The 26008-nt window shown below is 66.7% G+C and carries 27 protein-coding genes and 1 tRNA gene; 15 read left to right on the top strand and 13 right to left on the bottom strand.

Features of this window, described 5'->3' with window-relative positions:
* Positions 1 to 76 precede the first annotated feature (76 nt).
* Genes pgl through eda form a run of 4 tightly spaced genes read left to right on the top strand, consistent with a single transcriptional unit; the run spans position 77 to position 4188 of the window.
* Positions 77 to 787, top strand: coding sequence for a 6-phosphogluconolactonase (pgl, locus tag QE379_RS09670; protein ID WP_306999936.1), 711 nt, complete (start codon positions 77 to 79; stop codon positions 785 to 787).
* Positions 784 to 2601 carry a phosphogluconate dehydratase gene (edd, locus tag QE379_RS09665; protein WP_306999934.1) on the top strand — a complete coding sequence of 606 codons (1818 nt, stop codon included), beginning with the start codon at positions 784 to 786 and terminating at the stop codon, positions 2599 to 2601. Before pgl ends, edd begins: the two co-directional genes overlap by 4 nt.
* Positions 2602 to 2620: 19 nt before the next feature.
* On the top strand, positions 2621 to 3586 hold the full coding sequence (gene glk / locus QE379_RS09660; RefSeq protein ID WP_306999932.1) for a glucokinase: 966 nt from the start codon (positions 2621 to 2623) through the stop codon (positions 3584 to 3586).
* Complete coding sequence (gene eda, locus QE379_RS09655; RefSeq protein WP_042482810.1) at positions 3583 to 4188, top strand: bifunctional 4-hydroxy-2-oxoglutarate aldolase/2-dehydro-3-deoxy-phosphogluconate aldolase; 606 nt, start codon at positions 3583 to 3585, stop codon at positions 4186 to 4188. Before glk ends, eda begins: the two co-directional genes overlap by 4 nt.
* 257 nt (positions 4189 to 4445) lie before the next feature.
* Here the strand turns inward: eda and mltG are convergent, their stop codons facing one another.
* From mltG to fabD, 6 genes are all read right to left on the bottom strand, one after another.
* The gene (gene mltG / locus QE379_RS09650) at positions 4446 to 5450 is read right to left on the bottom strand and encodes an endolytic transglycosylase MltG (RefSeq protein ID WP_306999929.1); all 1005 of its coding nucleotides are present in this window, start codon (positions 5448 to 5450) and stop codon (positions 4446 to 4448) included.
* Positions 5451 to 5696: 246 nt separating this feature from the next.
* Entirely contained in the window at positions 5697 to 6953 is a 1257-nt protein-coding gene (fabF, locus tag QE379_RS09645; protein WP_306999926.1) for a beta-ketoacyl-ACP synthase II, read from the bottom strand.
* A 122-nt stretch (positions 6954 to 7075) separates the two neighbouring features.
* Positions 7076 to 7312 carry an acyl carrier protein gene (locus QE379_RS09640; RefSeq protein WP_007403554.1) on the bottom strand — a complete coding sequence of 79 codons (237 nt, stop codon included), beginning with the start codon at positions 7310 to 7312 and terminating at the stop codon, positions 7076 to 7078.
* A 131-nt stretch (positions 7313 to 7443) separates the two neighbouring features.
* On the bottom strand, positions 7444 to 8184 hold the full coding sequence (gene fabG / locus QE379_RS09635; protein WP_306999922.1) for a 3-oxoacyl-[acyl-carrier-protein] reductase: 741 nt from the start codon (positions 8182 to 8184) through the stop codon (positions 7444 to 7446).
* Between the two features lie 11 nt (positions 8185 to 8195).
* Entirely contained in the window at positions 8196 to 8618 is a 423-nt protein-coding gene (locus QE379_RS09630; protein WP_306999919.1) for a GxxExxY protein, read from the bottom strand.
* A 44-nt stretch (positions 8619 to 8662) separates the two neighbouring features.
* A complete protein-coding gene (gene fabD, locus QE379_RS09625; protein ID WP_306999916.1) occupies positions 8663 to 9622 on the bottom strand; it encodes an ACP S-malonyltransferase in 960 nt (319 codons plus the stop codon).
* A 258-nt stretch (positions 9623 to 9880) separates the two neighbouring features.
* Here fabD and rpsF point away from each other — a divergent pair, with 258 nt between their 5' ends.
* The 3 genes from rpsF to rplI are packed head-to-tail and all read left to right on the top strand — an operon-like array spanning position 9881 to position 11124.
* The gene (rpsF, locus tag QE379_RS09620) at positions 9881 to 10291 is read left to right on the top strand and encodes a 30S ribosomal protein S6 (protein WP_037567458.1); all 411 of its coding nucleotides are present in this window, start codon (positions 9881 to 9883) and stop codon (positions 10289 to 10291) included.
* Positions 10291 to 10515, top strand: coding sequence for a 30S ribosomal protein S18 (gene rpsR, locus QE379_RS09615; protein WP_007403456.1), 225 nt, complete (start codon positions 10291 to 10293; stop codon positions 10513 to 10515). Before rpsF ends, rpsR begins: the two co-directional genes overlap by 1 nt.
* A 12-nt stretch (positions 10516 to 10527) precedes the next feature.
* The gene (gene rplI / locus QE379_RS09610) at positions 10528 to 11124 is read left to right on the top strand and encodes a 50S ribosomal protein L9 (protein WP_306999913.1); all 597 of its coding nucleotides are present in this window, start codon (positions 10528 to 10530) and stop codon (positions 11122 to 11124) included.
* Positions 11125 to 11550: 426 nt separating this feature from the next.
* On the opposite strand, the gene QE379_RS09605 is transcribed toward rplI, so the two are convergent.
* Both QE379_RS09605 and mutL read right to left on the bottom strand, forming a co-directional pair.
* On the bottom strand, positions 11551 to 12459 hold the full coding sequence (locus QE379_RS09605) for a hypothetical protein (protein WP_306999909.1): 909 nt from the start codon (positions 12457 to 12459) through the stop codon (positions 11551 to 11553).
* Between the two features lie 209 nt (positions 12460 to 12668).
* Positions 12669 to 14459, bottom strand: coding sequence for a DNA mismatch repair endonuclease MutL (gene mutL, locus QE379_RS09600; RefSeq protein WP_306999906.1), 1791 nt, complete (start codon positions 14457 to 14459; stop codon positions 12669 to 12671).
* A 136-nt stretch (positions 14460 to 14595) separates the two neighbouring features.
* On the opposite strand from mutL, the gene QE379_RS09595 reads away from it, so the two are divergent.
* From QE379_RS09595 to QE379_RS09560, 8 genes are all read left to right on the top strand, one after another.
* Positions 14596 to 15636 carry a rod shape-determining protein gene (locus QE379_RS09595; RefSeq protein ID WP_306999903.1) on the top strand — a complete coding sequence of 347 codons (1041 nt, stop codon included), beginning with the start codon at positions 14596 to 14598 and terminating at the stop codon, positions 15634 to 15636.
* A gap of 24 nt (positions 15637 to 15660) precedes the next feature.
* A complete protein-coding gene (gene mreC / locus QE379_RS09590) occupies positions 15661 to 16530 on the top strand; it encodes a rod shape-determining protein MreC (protein WP_306999900.1) in 870 nt (289 codons plus the stop codon).
* A complete protein-coding gene (locus QE379_RS09585; protein ID WP_267432413.1) occupies positions 16527 to 17051 on the top strand; it encodes a rod shape-determining protein MreD in 525 nt (174 codons plus the stop codon). The genes mreC and QE379_RS09585 overlap by 4 nt, the downstream gene beginning before the upstream one ends.
* A gap of 1 nt (position 17052) precedes the next feature.
* Positions 17053 to 19131: a penicillin-binding protein 2 gene (gene mrdA, locus QE379_RS09580; protein ID WP_306999897.1), complete on the top strand. Its 2079-nt coding sequence runs from the start codon at positions 17053 to 17055 to the stop codon at positions 19129 to 19131.
* Positions 19128 to 20240 (top strand): rod shape-determining protein RodA, encoded by a 1113-nt coding sequence (gene rodA, locus QE379_RS09575; protein ID WP_306999894.1) that lies wholly within the window; start codon positions 19128 to 19130, stop codon positions 20238 to 20240. The genes mrdA and rodA overlap by 4 nt, the downstream gene beginning before the upstream one ends.
* A gap of 118 nt (positions 20241 to 20358) precedes the next feature.
* Positions 20359 to 20434, top strand: a tRNA-Lys gene (locus QE379_RS09570).
* 77 nt (positions 20435 to 20511) lie between these two features.
* The gene (locus QE379_RS09565; protein WP_061779050.1) at positions 20512 to 20874 is read left to right on the top strand and encodes a DUF6481 family protein; all 363 of its coding nucleotides are present in this window, start codon (positions 20512 to 20514) and stop codon (positions 20872 to 20874) included.
* The gene (locus tag QE379_RS09560) at positions 20871 to 21542 is read left to right on the top strand and encodes a spermidine synthase (protein WP_306999890.1); all 672 of its coding nucleotides are present in this window, start codon (positions 20871 to 20873) and stop codon (positions 21540 to 21542) included. The genes QE379_RS09565 and QE379_RS09560 overlap by 4 nt, the downstream gene beginning before the upstream one ends.
* A gap of 50 nt (positions 21543 to 21592) precedes the next feature.
* On the opposite strand, the gene QE379_RS09555 is transcribed toward QE379_RS09560, so the two are convergent.
* The 5 genes from QE379_RS09555 to cysT all read right to left on the bottom strand — a co-directional run bounded on the left by QE379_RS09555 (position 21593) and on the right by cysT (position 26004).
* Complete coding sequence (locus QE379_RS09555; RefSeq protein ID WP_306999888.1) at positions 21593 to 21769, bottom strand: DUF4169 family protein; 177 nt, start codon at positions 21767 to 21769, stop codon at positions 21593 to 21595.
* Positions 21769 to 23148, bottom strand: coding sequence for a phospholipase D-like domain-containing protein (locus tag QE379_RS09550; protein ID WP_373461857.1), 1380 nt, complete (start codon positions 23146 to 23148; stop codon positions 21769 to 21771). The genes QE379_RS09555 and QE379_RS09550 overlap by 1 nt, the downstream gene beginning before the upstream one ends.
* A 152-nt stretch (positions 23149 to 23300) precedes the next feature.
* Positions 23301 to 24335 (bottom strand): sulfate/molybdate ABC transporter ATP-binding protein, encoded by a 1035-nt coding sequence (locus tag QE379_RS09545; RefSeq protein ID WP_306999884.1) that lies wholly within the window; start codon positions 24333 to 24335, stop codon positions 23301 to 23303.
* Complete coding sequence (gene cysW, locus QE379_RS09540; protein ID WP_373461856.1) at positions 24332 to 25177, bottom strand: sulfate ABC transporter permease subunit CysW; 846 nt, start codon at positions 25175 to 25177, stop codon at positions 24332 to 24334. The genes QE379_RS09545 and cysW overlap by 4 nt, the downstream gene beginning before the upstream one ends.
* Complete coding sequence (cysT, locus tag QE379_RS09535; RefSeq protein WP_306999880.1) at positions 25174 to 26004, bottom strand: sulfate ABC transporter permease subunit CysT; 831 nt, start codon at positions 26002 to 26004, stop codon at positions 25174 to 25176. Before cysT ends, cysW begins: the two co-directional genes overlap by 4 nt.
* Between the last annotated feature and the right edge of the window lie 4 nt (positions 26005 to 26008).

Below are 26008 nucleotides of genomic sequence, written 5' to 3'. Positions count from 1 at the left end.
GTGCGATGATCGGCAGGGGCCGTTCGCTGGAAACTGCGGACCGGCCCTGCCCCGAAATATTTCAGGACAGGATGACATGACCGACGAAATCGAATGGTGGGATTATGAAGACACCACCGAAATGGCGGACGCGCTGGCGGGCGACATCCAGTTCATCATCGAAAGCGCGATCGAGGCGCGCGGCGCGGCGGTGATCGCGCTGTCGGGCGGCAAGACGCCGATCCCGGTCTATGAGAAGCTGGCCAAGGCCAAGCTCGACTGGAAGCGGGTGACGATCGTCCCCGCCGACGAACGCATCGTGCCGCTGGGCGATCCACTGTCCAACGTCACCATGATCGGCAAGATCTTCCTGCCCAAGGGTGCGCGGGTGATGCCGATCGTGCCCCAGGCGACCGAGGATTATAAGGCCGCGGGCCGCTCCGCCGATGCGCTGATGCAGGACCTGCACTGGCCGCTCGATCTGGTGCTGCTGGGCGTGGGCGGCGACGGGCATACCGCCTCGATCTTCCCCGGCCCGGACTATGACGAGGCGCTGAATGGGCCGAAGGAACGCCGCGCGCTGGGCGTCATGCCCGATCCGCTGCCCCCCGAAGCCCCCGTCGCGCGGGTGACGCTCAGCCGCGCCGGGATCGTCTCGGCGCGCTCGATCATGATCGCCATTTCGGGTCCGGCCAAGAAGAAGGTGCTGGAGGACGCGATCAAGCAAGGCGCGTCGTCGCCCTATCCGATCGGTCGCGTGCTGGCCGAGGTCGAACTGCCGATCGACATCCACTGGAGCGAGCAATGAGCCTGAACGCCGCCGTCTCGGCCGTCACCGACCGGGTCATCGAACGCTCGAAGCCCGGACGGCAGGCCTATCTCGACCTGATCGCGCGTGAGGCCGAAACGGCGGTGCGCCGCCCCAATCTGGGCTGCGCCAACCTCGCCCATGCCTATGCCGGGACCGAGGAGGACCGCGACGCCATGAAGGCGGATCGCGGCATGAACATCGGCATCGTGTCGGCCTATAACGACATGCTGTCGGCGCACGCCGTCTATTATCGCTATCCCGAACTGATGAAGGTCTGGGCGCGCGAGGTCGGCGCGACCGCGCAGGTGGCGGGCGGCGTGCCCGCCATGTGCGACGGCGTGACGCAAGGCTATGCGGGCATGGAATTGTCGCTGTTCAGCCGCGACACCATCGCGCTGTCCACGGCGGTGGCGCTGAGCCACGGCACGTTTGAGGGCGCGGCGCTGCTCGGCATCTGCGACAAGATCGTGCCGGGCCTGCTGATGGGCGCACTGCGCTTCGGCCATCTGCCGATGATCCTGGTTCCCGGCGGCCCGATGCCGACCGGCCTGCCCAACAAGCAGAAGGCCGCCGTCCGCGAGGCGTTCGCCGAGGGCAAGGCGGGGCGCGACGAACTGCTCGACGCCGAGATCGCCGCCTATCATAGCAAGGGCACCTGCACCTTCTTCGGCACCGCCAACACCAACCAGATGATGATGGAGGTGATGGGCCTGCACATGCCCGGCGCCGCCTTCGTCAATCCGGGCACCAAGCTGCGCCAGGAACTCAGCCGCGCCGCCGTCCATCGCCTCGCCGCCATCGGCCAGCGGGGCGAGGATTATCGGCCGCTGGGGCGCTGCGTCGATGAGAAAGCGATCGTCAACGCGGCGGTCGGCCTGCTGGCGACCGGCGGTTCGACCAACCATTTGATCCACCTGCCCGCCATCGCGCGCGCGGCGGGGATCATCATCGACTGGGAGGATATGGACCGCCTCTCGGCCGCCGTGCCGCTGATCGCGCGGGTCTATCCCAACGGCTCGGCCGATGTGAACGGGTTCGAGGCGGCGGGCGGCATGCCCTATGTCATCCGCGAATTGCTGTCGGCGGGGCTGCTCCACCGCGACATCCTGACCGTCGCGGGCAAGGACCTGTCCGATTACGGCCAGACCGCCGTGATCGCGGACGACACGCTCGCCTGGACCCCGGTTGGCGACAGCGGCGACGAGACGATCCTGCGCCCCGCCGCCGCGCCCTTCTCGCCCGATGGCGGCATGCGCATCCTGTCGGGCAATCTGGGCCGCGCCTGCATCAAGGTGTCGGCGGTCGAGCGCGAGCGCTGGGTCATCGAGGCCCCTGCCCGCGTCTTCTCCGACCAGTCCGAGGTCCAGGCCGCGTTCAAGGCGGGCGAGTTGGAACGCGATGTGGTCGTCGTGGTCCGCTTCCAGGGCCCCAAGGCCAACGGCATGCCCGAACTCCACAAATTGACCCCGCCGCTGGGCGTGGTCCAGAACCGGGGCTTCAAGGTGGCGCTGGTCACCGATGGCCGCATGTCGGGGGCGAGCGGCAAGGTGCCCTGCGCCATCCATCTCAGCCCCGAGGCGATCGGCGGCGGGGCGATCGGCCTGATCCGCGATGGCGACATCGTCCGGCTCGACGCGGTCGAGGGGACGCTGAACGCGCTGGTCGATCCGGCCGAATGGGCCTCGCGCCAACTGGCCGAGACGCCTGCCCCGGTTCAGGGCATGGGCCGCGAATTGTTCGCGCTGTTCCGCCAGGCCGCCGACGAAGCCGAAAAGGGCGCGTCGCCGGTTCTGGCCGGCGCGGGCCTGTAAGAGTTCGGGGGAGGACATCATGGAAATCGTAGCCGTCGACATCGGGGGCACGCATGCGCGCTTCGCGATCGCCGAGGTCGAGGACGGGCGCGTCGTCAAGCTGGGCGAACCCTGCACGCAGAAGACCGCCGAGCACGCCTCGCTCCAGACCGCATGGCAGGCGTTCGGCGCGCATATCGGCCGCCCGCTGCCCAAGGCGGCGTCGCTCGCCATCGCCTCGCCGATCACCGGCGACGTGATCCGCATGACCAACAATCCCTGGGTCATCCGCCCCTCGCTGGTCCCCGAGCGGCTGGGCGCGGACGTCTATACCGTCATCAACGATTTCGGCGCGGTCGGCCATGCCGTGGCGCAGGTGCCGGAAGAGAACTTCCTCCACATCTGCGGCCCCGAGGAGCCGATGACGGACAACGGCGTCGTCACCGTCTGCGGCCCCGGCACGGGCCTTGGCGTCGCACAGGTGCTGATGACGCCCCAGCGTTACCATGTCATCGAAACCGAAGGCGGGCATATGGACTATGCCCCGCTCGACGGGATCGAGGACGCCATCCTGAAGCGCCTGCGCCGCACCTATACCCGCGTGTCGTGCGAGCGGATCTGCTCCGGTCCCGGAATCATCGCCATCTATGAGACGCTCGCCTCGATGGAGGGCCGCGCGGTCCCCAGCCGCGACGACCGCGAAATCTGGACCGAGGCGCTGGACGGCACTGATTCGATCGCGCTCGCCGCGCTCGACCGTTTCTGCCTGGCGCTGGGCGCGGTCGCGGGCGACTTCGCGCTGGCGCAGGGGGCCAAGACCGTCGTGATCGCGGGCGGCCTGGGCTTCCGCATCAAGGACAAGCTGCTGCGCTCGGGCTTCGACCAGCGCTTCGTCGCCAAGGGGCGCTTCCAGTCGCTGATGGCGCGCATCCCCGTCAAGCTCATCACCCATCCCCAGCCCGGCCTGTTCGGTGCGGCCGCGGCCTTCGCACAGGAGCATACATGACCGACATCGCCACCATCATGCGCACCAGCGCGGTCATCCCCGTGCTGGTCATCGACGACGCCGCCACCGCCAAGCCTCTCGCCGAGGCGCTGGTCGCGGGCGGCTTGAAGGTGCTGGAGGTGACGCTGCGCACCCCCGCCGCACTCGAGGCCATGGCCGAGATGAAGAAGGTCCCCGGCGCGATCGTCGGCGCAGGCACCGTCGTCAACGAGCAGCAGCTTCGCGACGTGGCGGATGCGGGCGCGGAGTTCATCGTCTCGCCGGGCCTGACGGATCGTCTGGGCGCGGCGGTGATCGAGAGCGGCATCCCCTATCTCCCCGGCATCGCCAATGCGGGCGACATCATGCGCGGGCTCGACCTGGGGCTGACGCACTTCAAGTTCTTCCCAGCCGAGACCAGCGGCGGGCTGAAGGCGTTGAAGGCGCTGGCCGCGCCCTTCTACCAGGCGCGCTTCTGCCCGACCGGCGGCATCACCGAGGCGAGCGCCCCCGACTGGCTGGCCTTCGACCGCGTGCTGTGCGTCGGTGGTAGCTGGGTGACGGGCGGGTCGATGGCCGATGTCGAAGCCAAGGCGCGCGCGGCGGCTGCACTGCGCGGCTAACCCCCAATCCTCCCCAAGCTTTGCTTGGGGAGGGGGTCCGCCCGGCGCAGCCGGGTGGTGGAGGGGCGGTGGGACTGCCACTCCCGCCAGCCCTTGCTGAAAGTCCGAGCCACACCCCTCCACCATCGCTGACGCGATAGTCCCCCTCCCCATCGGAGATGGGAGGACCGGTCAGCGTCCGCCGCGATCACGTCTGGCAAGCGTGAAGTGCCGGCAGCGCGGTCATGGCGGCCGCTTTTCCACTGCCTGCTCGGTCCTCAACGGCAAAGGGCTGCGCGGCGAGTGGCGAACCTTACATTTCCCCCACGCTGGCGGCGGATCGCGTACCATTTGCGCACATTGGCGTTATGCTCCGCCAGCGTGTCGGCAAAGACATGGCCACCCGATCCGTCGGCCACGAAATACAGCGCCTTGCTGTCCGCCGGGTCCAGCACCGCGTCGATCGAGGCGCGGCCGGGATTGGCGATCGGCCCGACCGGCAGGCCGGGGCTGGCATAGGTGTTGTAGCCGTTCTTCGCATGGAGTTCGGACCGCAGGATACGGCGGCCGAGCGGACGCCCTTTGGTGATCGGATAGATCACGGTCGGATCCGCCTGAAGCGGCATGCCGATGCGCAGACGATTGCCATAAACCGCCGCCACCGTGCGGCGTTCGGATGGCTTGCCGGTTTCCTTTTCGACGATCGAGGCCAGGATGATGGCTTGTTCGGGCGAGGTAACCGCGATGCCGGGCTTGCGGTTCGCCCAGGCCTTGGCGAGATAATCCTTCATCGCCTTCTGCATCCGCCCGACCACCGAGGCGCGGGTGTCACCTTTCTGATAAGCATAGCTGTCGGGCAGGATCGAACCCTCGGCGGGAACGGGCACATCGCCGGTCAGGCCATCGGCGCGCAGCAACGCGTCATGGACCAGCACCGAGGGATAGCCCTCCGGCACCGGGACCAGCCGTTGGCGGACCTTGCCGTCCTGAAGCAGCGTCAACACGTCCGAGGCGCTGGCCCGTTCGGGAATGGCATATTCGCCCGCCCTGATCGCTCCGCCGCCGCCAAACACCCGCGCATAGAGCCGGAACCGGCTGGCCGAGCGGATCGCTCCGGCCTTTTCCAGTTCGTTGGCGGCACGGGCGAGGCTCGCCCCTTCGGGTACGACGACCGCGAGTGGCTTGGCCGCCGGGCCGCTGCCCGCCCAGTCATGTGCGACCCAGGCGAAGACGGCGATGCCGATCAGCCCCAGCAGCAATCCGATACAGCCGACCTTGCGCATATCTCACCCGGTTTTGACTAGGGCGCTGGGCCCCGACATGGAACGACCCCGGCGACTATCCGGGTCCGTTTGCGTGTCAGGCCGATGGCGCGGCTTGATCCAGATTGCAACCGGACCCGGACGTCGCCGGGGTCGTTCTTTATAAAGCCCGCCCTCCGTTCGGCCTGAGCGGAGTCGAGGTGCAAGTCCGGAACTCGCCCGCGTCCCTTGGCAACACAACCGCCCCGTCCGAACGGCAAGTGACGTTTAGATCGCCTTCATCACCAGTGAGGCATTGGTCCCGCCGAAGCCGAACGAGTTGTTCAGCACCGCCTTCACCTCCCGCTTCCTGGCCTTGTGCGGGACCAGGTCGACGCCCTCGGTCCCCTCGTCCGGGTTGTCGAGGTTCAGCGTCGGCGGCACGATCTGGTCGCGCAGCGCCAGGATGCAGAAGATGCTCTCCACCGCACCAGCCCCGCCCAGCAGATGGCCGATCGCCGATTTGGTGCTCGACATGGACGCGCCCGACAGGTCGTCGCCGAACACGCGCTTGGCCGCGGCCAGTTCGATCGTATCGGCCATGGTCGAGGTGCCATGCGCGTTGATATAGTCGATGTCCGACGGCTCCATGCCTGCCTTGCGCAGCGCCATGCGCATCGCATTTTCCGCGCCCTTGCCCTCGGGGTGCGGCGCGGTGACGTGATAGGCGTCGCCCGACAGGCCGTAACCTACGACCTCGGCATAGATTTTCGCGCCACGCGCCTTGGCATGCTCGTACTCCTCGAGGACCACGACACCCGCGCCCTCGCCCATCACGAAGCCGTCGCGACCCTTGTCATAGGGGCGACTCGCCTCGGTGGGACGGTCGTTCATGCTCATGTTGAGCGCGCGTGCCTGAGCGAAGCCCGCCACGCCCAGCGGGTTGATCGTGCTCTCCGCACCACCCGCCAGCATGATGTCGGCATCGTCGTCGCGGATCATCCGCGCCGCGTCGCCGATCGAATGCGCGCCGGTCGAGCAGGCGGTGACGACCGCATGGTTCGGACCCATCAGGCCGTATTTGATACTGACCTGGCCCGAGATCAGGTTGATCAGGCGACCATGGACGAAGTGCGGGCTGACCCGGCCGGGACCGCGCTCATGCAGGTTGACCGACTCGATCTCGATACCCGGCAGACCGCCGATGCCCGAGCCGATCGACACGCCCGCGCGCAGCTTCGTCGCCTCGTCCATCTCGGTCAGGCCCGCATCTTCCAGCGCCTGTCCGGCGGCGTCGATGCCATAGACGATGAAGGGATCGACCTGGCGCTGGACCTTGTGGTCGACGCGCTTGTCGGGGTCGAAGCCATATTCATGATCCTTGGGCTTCACCTCGCAGGCGATGGTGCATTTCTGCCCCGTGGTATCGAAGCGGGTGATCGTTCCCGCGCCGGACTTGCCAGCGATCAGATTGGCCCAGGCCGTTTCCACATCCGCGCCCAACGGCGTGACAAGACCCAATCCGGTTACGACGACGCGCCGCATATTCCACTCCATTCCATAACGAAAACGGCTCCCCGCCCGCTAGTCGGGATCGGGGAGCCGCTTGCAACCTGGCCTGACGGCCCGTTCGGTCTGCGGATCACGCAGGCCGAGTGGCCCCGGAATTAGGCCTTGTTCTCGTCGATATAGGTGATCGCGTCCTTGACGGTCGTGATCTTCTCGGCGGCGTCGTCCGGGATTTCGACACCGAACTCTTCCTCGAACGCCATGACGAGCTCGACGATGTCGAGGCTGTCGGCACCGAGGTCGTCGATGAAGCTCGCGTCCTCGGTCACCTTGTCGGCTTCGACGCCGAGATGCTCGACGACGATCTTCTTCACGCGGTCGGCGGTCTCGCTCATGGTAATCCCTTCTCGTAATTCATCGGGGGTTGATACTTGCTGAACGCACGTAGAACGCGCGCCCATGTCTGGCAAGCCCGTCCGGCGACGGACTTGGACCAGGATAGGATCATTCGTGGCAAATACGCCTTTTACAGCATCGCCATGCCGCCATTGACGTGCAGCGTCTGGCCGGTGACATAGCCCGCTTCCTTCGACGCCAGATAGACGACGGCGGCACCGATATCCTCGCCCTTGCCCAGATCGCCCGCCGGAATTCGGGTGAGCAATGCGGCCTTCTGCGCCTCGGGCAGCACGTCCGTCATCGCCGAGCGCATGAAGCCCGGCGCGACGCAGTTGACGGTGATGTTGCGGCTGGCCAGTTCCTGGGCCACCGCCTTGGACATGCCGACAAGGCCCGCCTTCGATGCGGCATAGTTCGCCTGCCCCGGATTGCCGGTGGCACCGACGACCGAGGTGATCGAGATGATACGACCGAAACGCGCCTTCATCATCGGCTTGGCGGCGGCGCGGATCAAACGGAACGCGGCCTCCAGATTGACGCGGATCACCTGATCCCACTCCTCGTCCTTCATCCGCATGGTCAGGTTGTCGCGCGTGACGCCCGCATTGTTGACCAGGATGTCGATCTTGCCGCCCAGCGCTTCCACCGCCTGCGGGATCAGCGCGTCGACCGCGACGGGGTCGGACAGGTTGCACGGCACCGCGACATGATCGCCGCCCAGTTCGGCGCGAAATGCCTCCAGCTTGTCGATATTGGAGCCGGACAGCGCCAGCTTCGCCCCCTGCGCCGCCAGCGCCTTCGCCACCGCCGAGCCGAGCCCACCCGATGCGCCGGTCACGAGGGCGGTCATTCCTGTCAGGTCGAACATTTGGAAACTCCCTAGAATTCTTGTTCGCGCAGAGGCGCGGAGGACGCAGAGGGGTAATGGTTGTTAACGAGACGGCGTATGCCCTCGCGCAAGGTTTCCCCTCCGAAGTTGATCAGCAGTCCGACGGGCTGCCCGGTGAGACGAAGATATGTCAGAAGTTGTTTGGCGTGAACGGGTGCCAGCCGCTCGACGGATTTGATTTCAACGATCAAGCGCTCGTCAACCAGCAGATCGATCTTGAATGCTCCATCGATCCGCACACCTTCAAACTCGATGTCGATGCTGCGCTGACGCGCGACAGAATAGCCCATGGCCGCCAATCTGGCGGCCAGCACAATCTCATAGACGCTCTCCAAAAGACCGGGGCCCAATTCGCGATGCAATCTCAACGCGACATCGACCACGTCCCCACTAACGAGATCAATGTCGCGCATCGCCCCAATCCCCCTCTGGGTCCTTCGCGCCTCTGCGCGCAAAATCAGAGCTTGGCGAGAAGCCCCTCGATATCGTCCATCGTCACGACGCTCAGCGCGTCGCAGTCCGGCGCGATCCGCTTGACCATCGGGGCGAGGACCTTGCCGCCGAATTCGACGAAATTCGCCACGCCCGCATCCTGCATCGCCAGCACCGATTCGCGCCAGCGGACCATGCCCGTCACCTGCGCGACCAGCAGCGCGCGGATCGCGCCCGGATCGGCAACCGGTGCGGCCTCGACATTGGCGTATACCGGCACCAGCGGCGCGCGGATCGTCGCTTCGGCAAGCGCTGCCTCCATCGCATCGGCGGCGGGTTGCATCAGCGGGCAGTGGAAGGGCGCGGACACCGGCAGCAGGACGGCACGCTTGGCGCCCAGGTCCCTGGCCAGCGCAACGGCCTTCTCGATCGCGGCGCGGTGGCCCGAGATCACCACCTGCGACGGGTCATTGTCGTTGGCGACAGTGCAGAGCAGTTCGCCGCCACCCTCGGCCAGGATCGAATCGACCGCCGCGCCCGCGATGACCTTTGCCTTGTCCAGGTCCGCGCCGAGCAAAGCCGCCATCGCGCCCTCGCCCACCGGCACCGCCGCCTGCATCGCCCGCCCACGCAGCTTCAGCAGCCGCGCGGTCGTCGCAATATCCAGCGCATCCGCCGCGCACAGCGCCGTATATTCGCCCAGCGAATGGCCCGCGACGAAATCGGCCTTCTCCGACAGGCGGACGCCGCCTTCCTTCTCCAGCACGCGCAGCGTCGCGATGGCGTTCGCCATGATCGCGGGCTGCGCATTTTCGGTCAGGGTCAGCTCATCGGCGGGGCCTTCGACCATCAGGCGATAGAGATTCTGGCCCAGCGCCTCGTCGACCTCCTGGAACACCTCGCGAGCGACGGGGCTCGCCTCGGCCAGCGCCTTGCCCATGCCGACGGCCTGGCTGCCCTGGCCCGGAAAGATGAATGCACGCATATGTCTTATCTGCCATCAAAGCGTAAGTGGATGGCCCGCGCGGTAGAAAGGTCGCCCGCCGCTGGCAAGTGCGCGCCATCTTCCCCGCTTGCCTTTTGCCCGCGATCCGCTATGAGCCAGCTCACCATTGGGCGGGAAGCACCTGCTTCACCCGCCCTCATGCCATTTTGGCGTGACGGTATTGAAGTATGGAAGACAGCCGGAGGGGCGCACCACATGGGGTGGGCGTCAGCGATCGGCCAACATAAGGTAAGCTGCATGGCTCTTTACGAGCACGTGTTCCTTGCGCGCCAGGATCTGGCACAGGCGCAGGTGGACGCGCTGGCGGAAGCCGCCACGAAGATCGTCGAGGACAATCAGGGCAAGGTCGTGAAGACCGAGACCTGGGGCCTGCGTTCGCTGGCGTACAAGATCGCCAAGAACCGCAAGGCGCATTACGTGATGCTCGAGATCGACGCGCCCGCGGGCGTCGTTGCCGAGCTGGAGCGCCAGACCCAGATCAACGAAGACGTGATCCGCTACATGACCGTCAAGGTTGACGGCCATGAAGAAGGCCCCTCGGTGATGATGCGCAAGCAGGAGCGCGACCGTGAGCGTCGTGCCGATCGTGGCGAACGCCCCGACCGCGCTGACCGCCCCCGTCGTGATCGTGAAGAGGAAGCCGCATAATGGCCCGCCCGTTTTTCCGTCGCCGCAAGAGCTGCCCCTTCTCCGCGAAGGACGCGCCCCGGATCGACTATAAGGACGTCCGTCTGCTCCAGGGCTTCGTGTCCGAGCGCGGCAAGATCGTGCCTTCGCGCATCACCAGCGTGTCGGCCAAGAAGCAGCGCGAACTGGCCCAGGCCATCAAGCGCGCCCGTCACCTGGGCCTCCTGCCCTACGTCGTGAAGTAAGGAGTCCTAGAGATGGACGTTATTCTGCTTGAGCGCGTCGAAAAGCTCGGCGCCATCGGCGACGTGGTCACGGTGAAGGACGGCTTTGCCCGTAACTTCCTGCTGCCGCGCAAGAAGGCGCTGCGCGCCAACGAAGCCAACAAGAAGGTGTTCGAGGCCAACCGCGCCCGCATCGAAGCCGAGAACGCGAACCGTCGCGCCGAGGCCGAGGTCGAGGCGAAGACTTTCGACAACGTGACCGTGACCCTGATCCGTCAGGCATCGAACGTCGGTCAGCTCTATGGCTCGGTCGCGGTTCGCGATCTGGTCGACGCGCTGGTCGCCGATGGCCACAAGGTCAACAAGGGCCAGATCGTGCTCGACCGTCCGATCAAGGCGATCGGCCTGTACGACGTGCGCGTCGCGCTTCACCCGGAAGTGGCCGTGACCGTCAAGGTCAACGTCGCCCGCTCGCCGGAAGAGGCCGAGATGCAGGCGCAGGGCGTCGACGTGATGTCGTCGATGTTCGAGCGTGACGAAGCCGGCTTCACCGAGGATTACGATCCCAACGCAGAGCCCGGCGCCACCGCCGAGGTTCAGCCGGAGCAGGAAGAAGAAGTGCAGGGCTGATCCCTACGCTTCGGCCTTCCGCCGAGTGAAAGAAGGGCCGCCCGGCATGTCCGGGCGGCCCTTTTTTGCGTCTTGGGCGACGGCAGATCGGGCTACGGCCTCAAAACCGCGCGTCCCAGGTCAGGGACAGGCGACACACGCGCTGACCACAGCGGCCAACGGAATGAGCGCGAAAATCACAGGCATGATGTGCTTCATATCAAAAACCGCCCAAACCCTTGTTGACGCCAATAATACACGGCTCCGTGCAAAAGTTGCGTCAGGATGAACGCACGGCCGAAAATAATCTCGGTTGGTCGCTATATGGGCTCGCTTCATCGCCGGAAAAGGGATGATCCGGTTTGGATCGAAGATAGGCTTGCGGCAACCGCCGATGCGATCGGCAGTTGAATGCGCACCACGCAGGATCCGGCCACGATCACGCGGTCATTCCTTCACGTCGGCGTCCCCGCCACCTTCGTCTTCAGCACCCGTATCCCCGGTCGACTTCAACGTCAGGCGAACGACCTCCTGTCGCAGCAACGCCGCTTCGGGACTGTCGGCAGGGAGTTGCCTCAAGGATTGCTCGACCCCCAGGATCGCTTCACGCGCGCGGGAGACCTCTGCCCGCCGGGTGAGTTCGCGGCGATATGCGCCCACATCGCCATTGTTGTTCGCCGCCTTGAGAAGGAGTTCGAGGCCTTTGTAGAACGAACATTGCGCGTGATAGGCGTTCACGTCGCGAATGGCGTCGTCGATCGACCATGCGCCCAAGGCTTGCTCATAATGTTTCTGGATTTCGGCTTGGCGCAACTGGCGCTCCGACCAGATCACCTGGCTGATCGCCTGGGCGATCGTGTTGCGATAGACATGGACATTGATATGGTCGCGGCTGGCACCCGCCAGCGTTGCGCCGCCCGCCAGAATGGATTTGGCGAGATCGCCCGAGACGATGGACGCCGCCGTCGAGAACCCCGTCCCGAAGATGCTGAGCGCGGTATTCACCGTCGCCTCATTGGCGGTCAGGCGCCCGAGTTCCTGAACGCAGATATCATCCGACTGCTTGATAAGGATGGACGTCAACCGATTGCGATATATCGCTTCCTCGGTCGCCATCGCATAGGCGAGATTTCGACGATTCCTGATCCCATAGCGCGGTGACCGGCCCTCCTCGCGATCATATCGGGCATCGACTTCCGGAAAGGCGAAGCAGTCGAGATTGATCGCCCCCATGCGCGTGTCCGATCCGCTGGCCATGACCAAAGGACAGAATTTCAGGGGATAAGCGGCGGACGAAACCGGATTGACGCGGCTTTGCGCCTCCAGAGCGCTGCGCTGGCCAGCACATCCCGCCAAGGACGCACCGATAGCCAGAATGCCTATTATCGATCGCACCGATGACGCCCCGCCGCGCTTCATAATGCCCCCCATCTCTCGCCCAAGAGTTGCGGGCGACGATACTATGGGGTCGGATGGGCAACGCTATCCAATCGCATCCGAATTGACAGAGCTGATCCATTCCGGTCGCTTCGTTAAGATTTCAGCGAGCGATCGCCAGAGCGGGATTACTTACGCCCGAACAGCTTCTCGATATCGCCATGCTGGAGCTTCACCCAGGTTGGGCGACCATGGTTGCACTGGCCGGAATGCGGAGTGACCTCCATCTCGCGGAGCAGCGCATTCATCTCGGCAACCGACAGGATGCGGCCCGCGCGGACCGAGCCGTGGCAGGCCATGGTCGCGGCGACATGATCCAGTCGTTCGCGCAAGGAAAGCGCCTGGTCGAACGCCGCCAGTTCATCGGCCAGGTCGGACACCAACCCCTTGGGGTCGCTCTGCCCCAGCAATGCGGGCGTCGCGCGAACCAGCATCGCCGTCGGGCCGAAGCGTTCGAGGTCCAGCCCGAACTCGGCCAGTTCCTCGGCCCGCGCCTCCAGCCGGTCGCAGGCGGGTTCGTCCAGTTCGACCACTTCCGGGATCAGCATCGCCTGTGATGCGATCCGCCCGCCGGTCAGCGCCGCGCGCATCCGCTCCAGCACCAGTCGCTCATGCGCGGCATGCTGGTCGACCAGGACCAGCCCGTCCTCGGCCTCGGCGACGATATAGGTCTTGGCGACCTGCCCGCGCGCGACGCCCATCGGGAATTGCCGGACCTCGGGCGGCAGCGTGAAGGCGGCTTCGGCGCGGGCCAGCGGCGGGGGGGCCGAAAAGCCGGGGCGCGGCGCGAAGAGCGACTGGCGCTCCATCACCCTTGTTTCCGGACCGGCGGGGGTCCAGTCGTCAGCGGGCGGCATCGCAGGCTGCGGGGCAGCCCCGACGCTCTCCGTCTGCCACATGGCGAGCGCGGACTCGGCGGGCCGCTGCACGCTGCGATGCCCCGCCTCGTCCAGCGCGCGGCGGAGTCCCGAGACGATCATGCCCCGGATCAGGGCGGGGTCGCGGAAGCGGACCTCGGTCTTGGCCGGGTGGACGTTCACATCGACCTCGCTCGGCGGCAGGTCGAGGAACAGCGCGACGACGGCATGGCGATCGCGCGGCAGCATCTCGGCATAGGCGCCGCGAATGGCGCCCATCAGCAGCCGGTCGCGCACCGGTCGTCCATTGACGAACAGATATTGATGGTCGGCAATGCCCCGGTTGAAGGTCGGCAGGCTGGCGACGCCGCCCAACGTCACCGAATCACGGACCCAGTCGATCGCGACCGAATTCTCCGCCAGCGCGCGGTCGGTCAGCCCCGCGACTCGCCCCGGTCGCTCCTCGCCGCCCGGCACGGTCAGTGCCCGCCTGCCGTCATGCTCCAGCGTGAAGGCGATGTCGGGCCGGGCCATGGCCAGGCGGCGCACCATGTCGAGGCAGGCGGCATATTCGGATCGCGGCGAACGCAGGAATTTGCGGCGGGCGGGGACCCGCGCGAACAGGTCCTCCACCACGATCCGCGTGCCCGGCGGCACGGCGGCGGGACCGTCGCGCAGCACCTCGCCATTGTCGACGACACGGCTCCAGCCATCACGCCCCGCCGGGCGGCTTTCGATCGTGACCCGCGCGACGCTGGCGATCGAAGGCAAGGCTTCGCCTCGAAATCCGAGGGTTACGACCGATTCGATCGCCTCGTCGGGCAGTTTGGACGTGCAATGCCGCTCCAGCGCGAGGGCCATGTCCTCCGCCGACATGCCGCATCCGTCATCGGCGACCTCGATCCGGCTAAGCCCGCCCTGACCCAGCGTGACCGCGATCCGGGTGGCCCCCGCATCGATCGAATTTTCGACCAGTTCCTTCAACGCACTGGCGGGCCTTTCGACCACTTCACCGGCGGCGATACGATTGACGAGATGCGGAGGCAGACGCCGTATTGACATGCGGCAAACCCTAGCCCAAGCGACGGCATCCCGCGACCCCGCAAATGTGACGGAGCAGGTGCCTGTAACGGCTCTTGGCGGCGGTCTGGGATATGAGTCCACGCCCACCCGGTCCACAGACGGAACGAAAGCCTCGATGCCCCTTCCCCGCTTCCTGAAATTCATGTCGCAAGACATGGCGATCGACCTCGGCACCGCGAACACCGTGGTCTATGTCCGCGGACGCGGCATCGTGCTGAACGAGCCGTCCGTCGTCGCGGTCGAGACGATCAACGGCATCAAGCGGGTAAAGGCGGTCGGCGACGACGCCAAGCTGATGATGGGCAAGACACCGGGCAATATCGAGGCGATCCGGCCGCTTCGCGACGGCGTGATCGCGGACATCGACGTCGCCGAACAGATGATCAAGCACTTCATCCTGAAGGTGCACGGCCCGCGCAAGTTCGCGCGCTGGCCCGAGATCGTGATCTGCGTGCCGTCGGGTTCGACCAAGGTCGAGCGCCGCGCGATCCGCGACGCCGCCTCGAACGCGGGCGCGAGCCAAGTCTTCCTGATCGAAGAGCCGATGGCCGCCGCGATCGGTGCCGACATGCCCGTCACCGAGCCGATCGGCTCGATGGTCGTGGACATCGGTGGCGGCACGACCGAAGTCGCGGTGCTGTCGCTCCGGGGGCTCGCCTACACGACCTCGGTCCGCGTCGGCGGCGACAAGATGGACGAGTCGATCGTCTCTTACGTTCGCCGTAACCATAACCTGCTGATCGGCGAAGCCACCGCCGAGCGGATCAAGCAGGAGGTCGGCATCGCGCGTCCCCCGGCGGACGGCATCGGCGTGACGATCCAGATCAAGGGCCGCGACCTGGTCAACGGGGTGCCCAAGGAAATCTCGATCAACCAGGGCCAGATCGCCGAGGCGCTGTCCGAGCCGGTCGCGACCATCGTCGAGGGCGTTCGTGTCGCCCTGGAGAACACCGCGCCCGAACTGGCCGCCGATATCGTCGACCAGGGCATCGTCCTGACCGGCGGCGGCGCGCTGCTCGAAGGGCTGGACGAGGTGCTGCGCGACGAGACCGGCCTGCCGGTGACGGTGGCGGAGGACCCGCTGACCTGCGTGGCTCTGGGCACCGGCCGCGCGCTGGAAGACCCGATGTATCGCGGCGTCCTGCTGAACGGCTAACCTCCAGCATAAGGGGACCGGCGCATGGCGCCTGCCCGCGACCGTCGCACCGGCTTTTCGCGACGGCGGCAATATGGGGCTTTCCTGGCCTATGTGCTCGCGGTGGCGGGTGCGGTGGTGGGTGCGGTGCTGCTTGTCGCATCGACCTTCCACCCGCCCGCCTTCGGCGCCCTGCGCATGACGTTGGGCAGCGTGACGGCGCCCATCTCGGGCGGGTTCGTCGCGATCGGCGACGCGATCAGCGGCGTCCCCGATACGATCGGCCATTATTTCTTCGTCCATTCCGAGAATGAGCGACTGCGCGCCGAACTGGAGCAATCGCGCAAGGTCCTGCTAACCGCGCGGACCATCGCCTATGACAATCGCCGGTTGCGGCGCTTGCTGGCGGTCCGCGACCGGACGCCCGACAGCATCGCCACCGCCCGGCTGGTCAGTTCGACCGGGGCGAGCGGTCGGCGCTTCGCCCTGCTCAATGCCGGGCGCTGGCAGGGCGTGACGCCCGGCATGGCGGTGCGCGGTCCCGAAGGCCTGATCGGTCGCGTGACCGAAGCGGGGCCCGCCGCCGCGCGCGTCCTGCTCCTGACCGATCCGGAAAGCATCGTGCCGGTCCGCCGGACGCGCGACGGGCTGCCCGCCATCGCGGTCGGGCGTGGGGACGGGATGCTCGATGTGCGTTCCGTTACCACCAATGTCCGGCTGGCCAAGGACGACCTGTTCGTCACCTCGGGCACCGGCGGCCTTTACGCGCCCAACATCCCGGTTGCGCGCATCCGCAGCGCGGGCGGAGACGTGGCGATCGCGCGCCCGTTCGTTCATCCCGACACGCTGGATTTCGCGATCGTTCAGCGCGCCTTCATGCCGATGCCGCCATCTGCGCCGGCGCCCCGGCCGTGACCCTCGACACCTATAACCCCTTCGACCCCGGACTGCCCCCCGCCCGCGCCCGCGCGCTGCCATGGCTGACCGTGATGGCCGGATCGCTGACCGCCATCGTCCCGGTGGTGGCGATCGTGCCGTTGCAGCCGCCGATGGGCCTGCTCATGCTGCTGGCGTGGCGGCTGGTGGCGCGGTTCGCGCTGCGCCTCTGGGCAGCGGCGCCGCTGGGGCTGTTCGACGATCTGTTGTCGGGACAGCCGCTCGGCTCGGCGATGCTGCTCTGGTCGCTGACCTCGCTCGCCATCGATCTGTTCGAGCATCGGCTGGTGTTCCGCGATTTCTGGCAGGACTGGCTGATCGCCAGCGGCGCCATCGCCTTCTGCCTGATCGCCGGGCGCTTCCTGGCGGTGCCGATGGCGGCGCAGGTCGACGCGCCGCTGGTCATCCAGATCGCTATCACCATCCTTCTCTTCCCCATGGCCACCCGCCTGGTCGCGTGGATCGATCGCAAACGCGGCCGGAATGAGGTAGGGGTCTGACATGGAACGCCAGGGGCGGATCATGACCGAGGCGGCGCAGGCCTATAGCTTTTCGCGCCGCGCCTTCGTGCTCGGCGCGGCACAGGGCGCGGTCGGGCTGCTGCTCGCCGGACGGATGGCCTGGCTGTCGATCGCGCAGAACGAGAAGTATAATCTTCTCTCCGAGAGCAACCGCGTCAACACGACGATGATCCCGCCGCGCCGGGGCTGGCTGATCGACCGGCACGGCCTGCCCATCGCCAACAACCGCACCGATTTCCGCGTCGACATCATCCCCGATCGGCTGGCGAAAGAGGACAAGGAGCGGGTGCTGAACCTGCTCCGCCAGATCCTGAAGCTGGACGAAGAGGCGATGAACCGCATCCGCCTGGACCTGGAACACGCCGCCGGGTTCCAGCCGGTGCAGGTCGCCGAGCGGCTGGACTGGGAACGCTTCGCGGCGGTCAGCGTCCGCCTGCCTGAGCTACCCGGCGTCCAGCCGACGCGGGGCTTCGCCCGCTTCTATCCCGCCGGACCGGCGGTCGCCCACCTGACCGGCTATGTCGGCACGCCCACCGCCGAACAGTTCAAGGCCACGCACGACCAGTTGCTTGTCACTCCCGGCTTCAAGCTGGGCAAGGACGGGCTGGAAAAGATGCTGGAGCCCTATTTGCGCGGCAAGCCCGGCGCCAAGCGGGTCGAGGTGACCGCGCGGGGCAAGGTCGTCGCCGAACTGGCCACCCGGCCCGACGTGCCGGGTCGCAACATCCGCCTGACCATCGATGCGGGCTTGCAGGAATATGCCGCGCGGCGTCTGGGCACCAATTCGGGGTCGGCGGTGGTGCTCGACTGCCGCACCGGCGAGACGCTGGCGATGGTGTCGATGCCCGCCTACGACCCCAACAGCTTTTCGGACGGGATCAGCCATCTGGAATGGGCGATGCTGTCGGAGAATGACCATGTGCCCCTGATGAACAAGGTGACCCAGGGGCTGTATCCGCCGGGCTCGACCGTCAAGCCGATGAACGGACTAGCCTTGCTGGCGGCCGGGGTCGGCGCGGACGACCGCATCCTGTGCACGGGCGCGATGCGGGTCGGCACCGGGATATTCCACTGCCATAAAAAGGGCGGGCACGGTGCGCTCAACCTGAAGGGCGCGATCGAGCAGAGCTGCGACATCTATTTCTACGAGATGATCCGGCGCATGGGGTATGACAAGATCGCGCCGGTCGCACGGATGCTGGGACTGGGGCAGAAATTCGACCTGCCCCTCAATACGCAGCGTTACGGCACCGTGCCGGATTCGGCGTGGAAGCTGAAGAAATACAAGACGAAATGGACCATCGCCGACGGCCTGAACGCGTCGATCGGCCAGGGCTATGTGCTGGCCAATCCGTTGCAACTGGCGGTGATGGCGGCGCGGATCGCTTCGGGTCGCGACCTGAAGCCCAGCCTTTTGTCGCATCAGGTCCATCTCGACGCCCCCGCCCTGCCCCTGGCGTCCGAGCATCTGGCGGTCGTGCGCGACGCAATGTTCGGCGTGGTCAACCAAGGCGGCACGGGCGGCGCGGCGCGGATGCTGGTGCCCGGCGTCGCGCTCGCGGCGAAGACCGGCACCGCGCAGGTTCGCCGGATCAGCATGGCGGAGCGGCGCAGCACGGGCGTGCTCAAGAACGGGCAGTTGCCCTTCAAGCTGCGCGATCACGCGCTGTTCGTGGGCTTCGCCCCCGCCGACAATCCGCGTTATGCCATCTCCGTCGTCCTCGAACATAACGGCCATACCGTGCGCAATCTCGACGCGCCGCTGATCGGGCGCGACATCATGACCTATCTGTTCGACCGGGACCGGGCGCTCGCCTCGCTGGCGGAAGGTGAACCGACCTGGGGCGGCGACATCGCCACCCGGATGCGCGCCGACGAAGCCGCCTATCGGGCCGCCCATTCGCCCAAGCCCGCCTCCGCCGCGACCAAGACCGATGCGGGTGCCGCCACCGACGCCCCCGCGGTCGAGGCCGCGACCAACGTGTCCGACGCCCAGGCCGAGGCAATGGCGACGCGCGAAACCGACCCCAGCGACGATATAGCGGACCCCAATCCATGAGCGGTCCCCGCATCATCCCCGAACCCATCGCGCAACTGCCCTGGCGGGTGATCCTGCTGGTCATGGCGATCGGCTGTTTCGGGCTGGTCGTGCTCTATTCGGCGGCGGGCGGATCGCTGACCCCCTGGGCCAAGCCGCAGGGGGTACGCTTCTTCGTGCTGCTGGCCGGGTCGCTGGTCCTGTCGCGCCTGCCGCTCGATCTGTGGCGACGGATCGCGATGCCGGGCTATCTCATCCTCGTCGTGCTGCTCGTGCTGGTCGAACTGCTCGGCGCGGTGCGTGGGGGCAGCCAGCGATGGCTGGACGTCGGCTTCATCCGACTCCAGCCGTCCGAACTGATGAAGCTGTTCATCGTGCTGGGCGCGGCGCGCTTCTACGAACTCATGCCTCCTGCTGAAACGCGGCGATTCTCCGGAATATGGCCCGTCGCGGCGATGATCGCGGTGCCCGCCGCGCTGGTGATGAAACAGCCGGACCTGGGCACCGCGCTGATGATCTGTGCGGGCGGGGCGACCGTCATGTTCCTGGCGGGGGTGCCCTTGCGCCTCTTCATCGGCGGGGCGATGGCGCTGGCGGTGGCCGCGCCGCTCGCGGTCAATTTCGTGCTGCACGATTATCAGCGCAACCGGGTGCTGATCTTCCTCGACCCCGAAAGCGATCCGCTCGGCACCGGCTATCATATCAGCCAGTCCAAGATCGCGATCGGATCGGGCGGCATATGGGGCAAGGGCTTCCTCAACGGCACGCAGAGCCATCTCGACTATCTACCGGAAGGTCATACCGATTTCGTCTTCGCGACCATGGCGGAGGAATGGGGGCTGATCGGCGGGTGCCTGTTGATCTTCGCGTTCCTGATGGTCATCCGTTGGGGCCTGAACGTGGCGCAGGCCGCACCGACGCGCTTCGCCCGGCTGACCGCAGCGGGACTGTCCACCACGATCTTCATCTATGTCATGGTCAATCTGATGATGGTCATGGGTCTCGCGCCGGTGGTCGGCATCCCCCTGCCCCTGGTCAGCTATGGCGGGTCGTCGCAGATGACGGTGCTGCTGTGCCTGGGCATATTGATGGCGATCGACCGGGAAAACCGACGCGCCGCGCGCTGGTGACCCCCAAAAAAAGTGGCGTCATTCGTCGAAAAGCATTTGCAAAGCGGGAAGGCGATGCTAAAGGCGCGCCTCCTGATCACGAGGCGGGCCGCCGGACGGCCTGACGAGCGTGACGATCGGACGCATAGCTCAGTTGGTAGAGCAGCTGACTCTTAATCAGCGGGTCCTTGGTTCGAGCCCAAGTGCGTCCACCAGTTTCTACGACGGCTCCGCAGCGATGCGGGGCCGTTGTGCTATGGGGCCCAGCGCCCCCAAACGGGATAGATGATTGATGGCAGGATATAAGGTTCCCGGTTTCGCCGATCGTGCATCGGCCTCGCGCGATGCCAAGGCGGCGGCACTCGAAAAGTTGCGCAACAAGGCCGCGCCCGATCCGGCGGTGGTCGCCGCCCGCGCGGCCGCGCGCGAGGCCAAGGAGGCCGCCGAGGCCGAGCGCCGCGCCGCGCACAAGGCCGCGATCGAGCAGGAAAAGGCTGCCCGCGAGGAAGCTCGCGCCAAGGCCCAGGCCGAGGCGGACGCCGCCGCAGAGGCCGCTGCCGCCGCCGCGCGTCCGCCGGTGGTTCCGACCGCCGCCGAGCTGAAGGCTGCGCGCGACGCCCGCTACGCCGCTCGCAAGGCACGCCAGGGCAAGTGACCCCGCGCGAGCTGCTGGGCGTCGCCGAGGTGCCCGGCGGCGAGCCGCTACGTCTGTTCCGGCGCGGCAAGGACTTCATGATCGTCCTCGACCGCAACGAGCTGATGAGCACGCGGATGAGCGGCTCGGAAGTGGCGCTCGGCACGATGACCTGCGACCGGCTGGATGGGCGGAATGCCCCGCACCTGCTGATCGGCGGCTATGGCATGGGCTTTACCTTACGCGCGGTGCTGGCGCGGCTGGGCAAGGATGCGCGGGTCACCGTCGCCGAGCTGGTGCCAGGCATCATCGAATGGGCGCGCGGACCGATGGCGGAATTGACCGCCGGGTGCCTGGACGATCCGCGCGTGACGCTGGCTATGGGCGATGTCGGCAACGCCATCTATGCAGGGCGCGGCACCTATGACGCGATCCTGCTCGACGTGGACAATGGCCCCGACGGGCTGACCCGCCCGGCCAATGATGGGCTTTACTCCGCGCGTGGACTGGACGAGGCGCGCGTCGCGCTTCGCCCGGGCGGCGTGCTGGCGATCTGGTCCGCCGCGCCCGACCCCGTCTTCGCCCGCCGCCTGTCGCGCGCGGGCTTCACCGTGGATGAGGTGAAGGTGCGGGCAAGGGATAATGGCAAGGGCGCCACCCACACCATTTGGTTCGCGACGCCGCGCTGAGACTGGTTCATTTCTCCCCTGCAAGGGGAGGGATGCCGATTGCCCAAACGTCAATCCTCGCGCTTGGCCCCGTCCAGTTCTTTGCGCAGCCGCTCCCGCTCCACCGCATCGCGCTGCTTCTCCGCCTTGGTTCGACCGAAACGCGCCCGGTTCTCGGTCGCCTGCTGTTCGGCCGCCTTGCGTACCAGAGCCTTGCGCGCCTGACGGAAATTGACGACCTCGCCCATCAGCGCCGCCGCAGCCGCCGGAACAGGCCCTTTCGCGCGGTCAATGATTCGAACATCTCGGTGGGGCCTTCGGGGTCCAGCACCTCGTTGTCGGCCAGCCATTCCTCGACGCTCGACAGATCGGGCGCTTCATAGGGGCGCAGCGTCCGCCCCCCGGTCCCTCGCAGCTGTTCGACCGCGCTTACCAGCGAGCCGGTCCGCGCTACGGCCTCGGCCACGTCGCCAGGGGCCACGCCCAGATGCTCGCCAAGCAGATCGTCGCGAATCGCGCCGATCCGCCGTCCCGCCGCGCTGTCGGGTTCGACCGCAATGGCCAGATCGCATTCGGTATCCAGCCGCATCGAGCGGTTGTTGAGGTTGGACGATCCCAGCCGGAAGACCCGGTCGTCGGCGATCAGGATCTTCGCATGGCAATAGATGGGCTCGCCCCCCGCCGTGAACGGATGATAGAGCCGCAACCGTCCATGCCGGTCCCGCCGCCGCAGCGCCTCGATCAAACGCGCGCGCGCCGTGTCCATCGCGATCGGCTCCAGCCAGCCTTGCGCGGTCAGCGGGTTAACGATGACGAATTCGGGGCCGTCCGCTTCGTCCAGCCGCTTGGCGATCGCCTCCGCCACCCGGCGGGAGGCGAAATACTGGCTCTCGATATAGACATAGCGTTCGGCCCGCGCGATCTGCGCCAGGAACAACGCTTCATTCTCGTGCACCGGGGCCTGATCGTCCATCTCGGGCATGGTGCGCGCGATCGCGACCGGCTGGTCGATGAAGTCGGGCTCCAGTCCCTCGGGCCAGCAGCTTGCACCCGGCACTGCCGGTGCCATGCGCTTGCCGCCTGCCAGATGCCAGCGCTCGCGGAACAACTCGCCCAGCGCATGGGTCACGGGCCCCTCGACCGCGCTGATCGCGTCGTGCCATGGCTTGTAGGGCTGGCCGCCGGGACGCTTGCGACCGGGGTCGTTGTCGCGATGCTCGCGTGTGTCCCAGCGGTCGCTGGTCATGTCGATCCCGCCGCAAAAAGCCAGCTGATCGTCGATGATGACGATCTTCTGATGATGCGAGGCGGCGATGGGATGATGGCCGTCCATCTTGGTATGGATGCGCTTGTGCGCCATCCACTTCATCACCGTGAAGAAGGTCCGCCCCCGGAACAGCGACTTGATCGCGCCGGTGTCCCAGCGGAGCAGATAGATTTCCAGTTCCGGCTGCCGCTGGACCAGCGAATAGATGAAGTCGCCCACCGTCTCGCCGGGCGCTTCGTCGTGATCCAATATGATCCGCGCGTCGAAGTCCCAGCCGATCAGCAAAATCTGCCGCCGGGCATTCAGCATCGCGCGGCGGGCCATGCGGAAATATTTCTCCGCGTCGATGATGACCGCCATCCGGTCGGCCTGTTCGATCCGCCAGCATTCCTGTCCGACCTTCACGCCGATCTCCCGATTACCGCCGCGTCATGCCCGGACGATCCGCCGCTGGCAAATGGCGAAGCGGGCGTCCAGGCGAATTGTCAGAAATCGGCAAATACAAAAGCCGCTCAAAATATCCGATAGCGGAGGGGGCGGATCGCCAGACAATCTCCGGCCGCCGCCTCGACCGCGACCGGCAGATCGAAGGTCAGCGGCTCGGCCACCCCGGCGACCTGCGCGGTGATCCGGCGCGACCGTCCGATCGGGCGAGCGGTCAGGACGGTGACCGCCAGGGCGTCCTTGTCCCCCCTCTCGGCCAGTTCGACATCGTGCGGGCGAATATGAATCTCGCCCACCCCATGCCCGCGCGCCTCATCGGGCAGGACCGCCAGCCCCTCGCCGACCACCGCCGCCCCTTCGCGGCGCATGACGGGCAGGCGGTTCGTCTCCCCGATGAAGGACGAGACGAAGGCGGTGGCGGGCGCGCTCTGCACCTCGTGCGGGGTGCCAACCTGTTCGATCACGCCGCCGCGCATCACCACGATGCGGTCGGCGATCTCCAGCGCCTCTTCCTGGTCGTGCGTCACGAAGATCGACGTCAGCCCCGTCTCGTCATGAATGCGCCGCAGCCAGCCCCGCAAGTCCTTGCGCACCTGTGCGTCCAGCGCGCCGAAGGGCTCGTCGAGGAGGAGCAGGCGCGGCTCGATGGCGAGCGCGCGGGCCAGCGCGACACGCTGCCGCTGGCCGCCCGACAATTGGGCGGGGAAACGGTCGCCGATATCGGGCAACTGGATCAGCGCGAGCAGCTCGGCGACCTTGGCCGCGATCGCCGCCTTGGCGGGCCGGTCGCGCCGCTTGCGGACCGTCAGGCCAAAGGCGATGTTCTGCGCCACCGTCATGTGGCGGAACAGCGCATAATTCTGAAAGACGAAGCCGATGCGGCGTTCGGTGGCGGGGGTCCCGGTCATGTCCTGCCCTTCGAACAGCACATGCCCCTCATCGGCGAAGTCCAGCCCCGCGATGGTGCGCAGCAACGTCGTCTTGCCCGAGCCGGACGGCCCCAGCAGCGCCAGGAACTCACCCGGCCGTGTTTCCAGCGAGACGCGGTCCAGCGCGGCGAAACCCCCGAACCGGCGGGAGATATTCTCGACAGTGATGCTCAATGCGCGGCTCCTGCCCGGTGGATGCCGAAACGCCATTCCAGCACGGTCTTCACTCCCAAGGTCACCAGCGCGAGCGAGGCGAGCAGAGACGCCACCGCGAACGCGCCGACAAAGTCATATTCATTGTAAAGGATCTCGACATGCAACGGCATGGTGTTGGTCAGCCCCCGGATATGCCCCGACACCACCGACACCGCGCCGAACTCGCCCATCGCGCGGGCATTGCACAGCAGCACGCCGTAGAGCAGCCCCCAGCGGATATTGGGCAGGGTGACATGCCAGAATGTCTGCCACCCGCTCGCACCCAGCGAGCGCGCCGCCTCCTCATCGTCGCGGCCCTGTTCGGCCATGAGCGGTATGATCTCCCGCGCGACGAAGGGAAAGGTCACGAACACGGTCGCCAGCACGATGCCGGGCACCGCGAAGATGATCCGCACGCCATGCGCGGTCAGCCACGGCCCCAGCCAGCCTTGCGCCCCGAACAGCAGCACGAAGATCAGCCCCGACACCACCGGCGACACCGAAAAAGGTATGTCAATCAGTGAGATGAGCAGGCTTTTTCCACGAAAGTCGAACTTCGCGATCGCCCAGGACGCCGCCACGCCGAACACTGCGTTGACCGGCACCGAAATGGCCGCGACCAGCAGGGTCAGGCGGATCGCCGCGAGTGCGTCGGGATCGGACAATTCTGTCGCGAACGTCTCCCACCCCTTGGCCAGTGCGCCCACGAAGACCATTACCAGCGGCAGGAACAGGAACAGCGCCAGGAACAGGAAACCGGTGCCGATCAGCGCCCGGCGTGCCCAGGGGCTTTCGATGGTGGTGGGGTTGGAGCCGCTCATCGCGTCCCCCGCTTGGCGCGCCACGCCTGGAGCAAATTGACGAACAACAGCATCGCGAAGGACAGGACCAGCATCACGCAGGCGATGGCGGTCGCGCCGTCATAGTCGAACTGTTCGAGCTGGGTGATGATCAGCAGCGGTGCGATCTCCGACTTGAAGGGCATGTTGCCCGCGATGAAGATGATCGAGCCATATTCGCCCACCCCTCGCGCAAAGGCGAGTGCGAAGCCGGTCAGCAATGCAGGCGCGATGGCGGGCAGGATGACGTGGCGAAACGTCTGTGCGCGGGTCGCCCCGAGCGTCGCCGCCGCCTCTTCCACATCGCGCCCCAGATCGGCCAGCACTGGCTGCACCGAGCGAACAATGAACGGCAAGCCAATGAAAACCAGGGCAATCGTTACGCCCAGAGGCGTATAGGCCACCTTGATCCCCAGCGGCGCCAACATCGACCCGACCCAGCCATTGTCCGAATAGAGCGACACCAGCGCAATGCCCGCCACCGCCGTCGGCAACGCGAAGGGCAGGTCGACCGCCGCGTCGATCAGCTTCTTGCCCAGAAATTCGTAGCGGACCAAGATCCACGCGATCAACAGCCCGAACACCGCATTGACCGCCGCCGCCGCCAGCGCCGCGCCGAAGCTCAACCGGTAAGCGGCCAATGCGCGCGGCGACAACCCGACCTCGGCAAAGCCTTCCCAACCCATGCCCGCCGCCCGGATGACGAGCGCGGACAGCGGCACCAGAACGACCAGCCCCAGCCAGAACAGGGTCATGCCCATGGTCAGGCCGAAGCCCGGCAGCGCCGAGCGGCGCTTTGCAGCCCTCATGCCG

The organism is Sphingomonas sp. SORGH_AS_0879 (assembly GCF_030819175.1).
Taxonomy (GTDB): Bacteria; Pseudomonadota; Alphaproteobacteria; order Sphingomonadales; family Sphingomonadaceae; genus Sphingomonas.
This window is presented reverse-complemented; position numbering and strand designations above follow the sequence as displayed.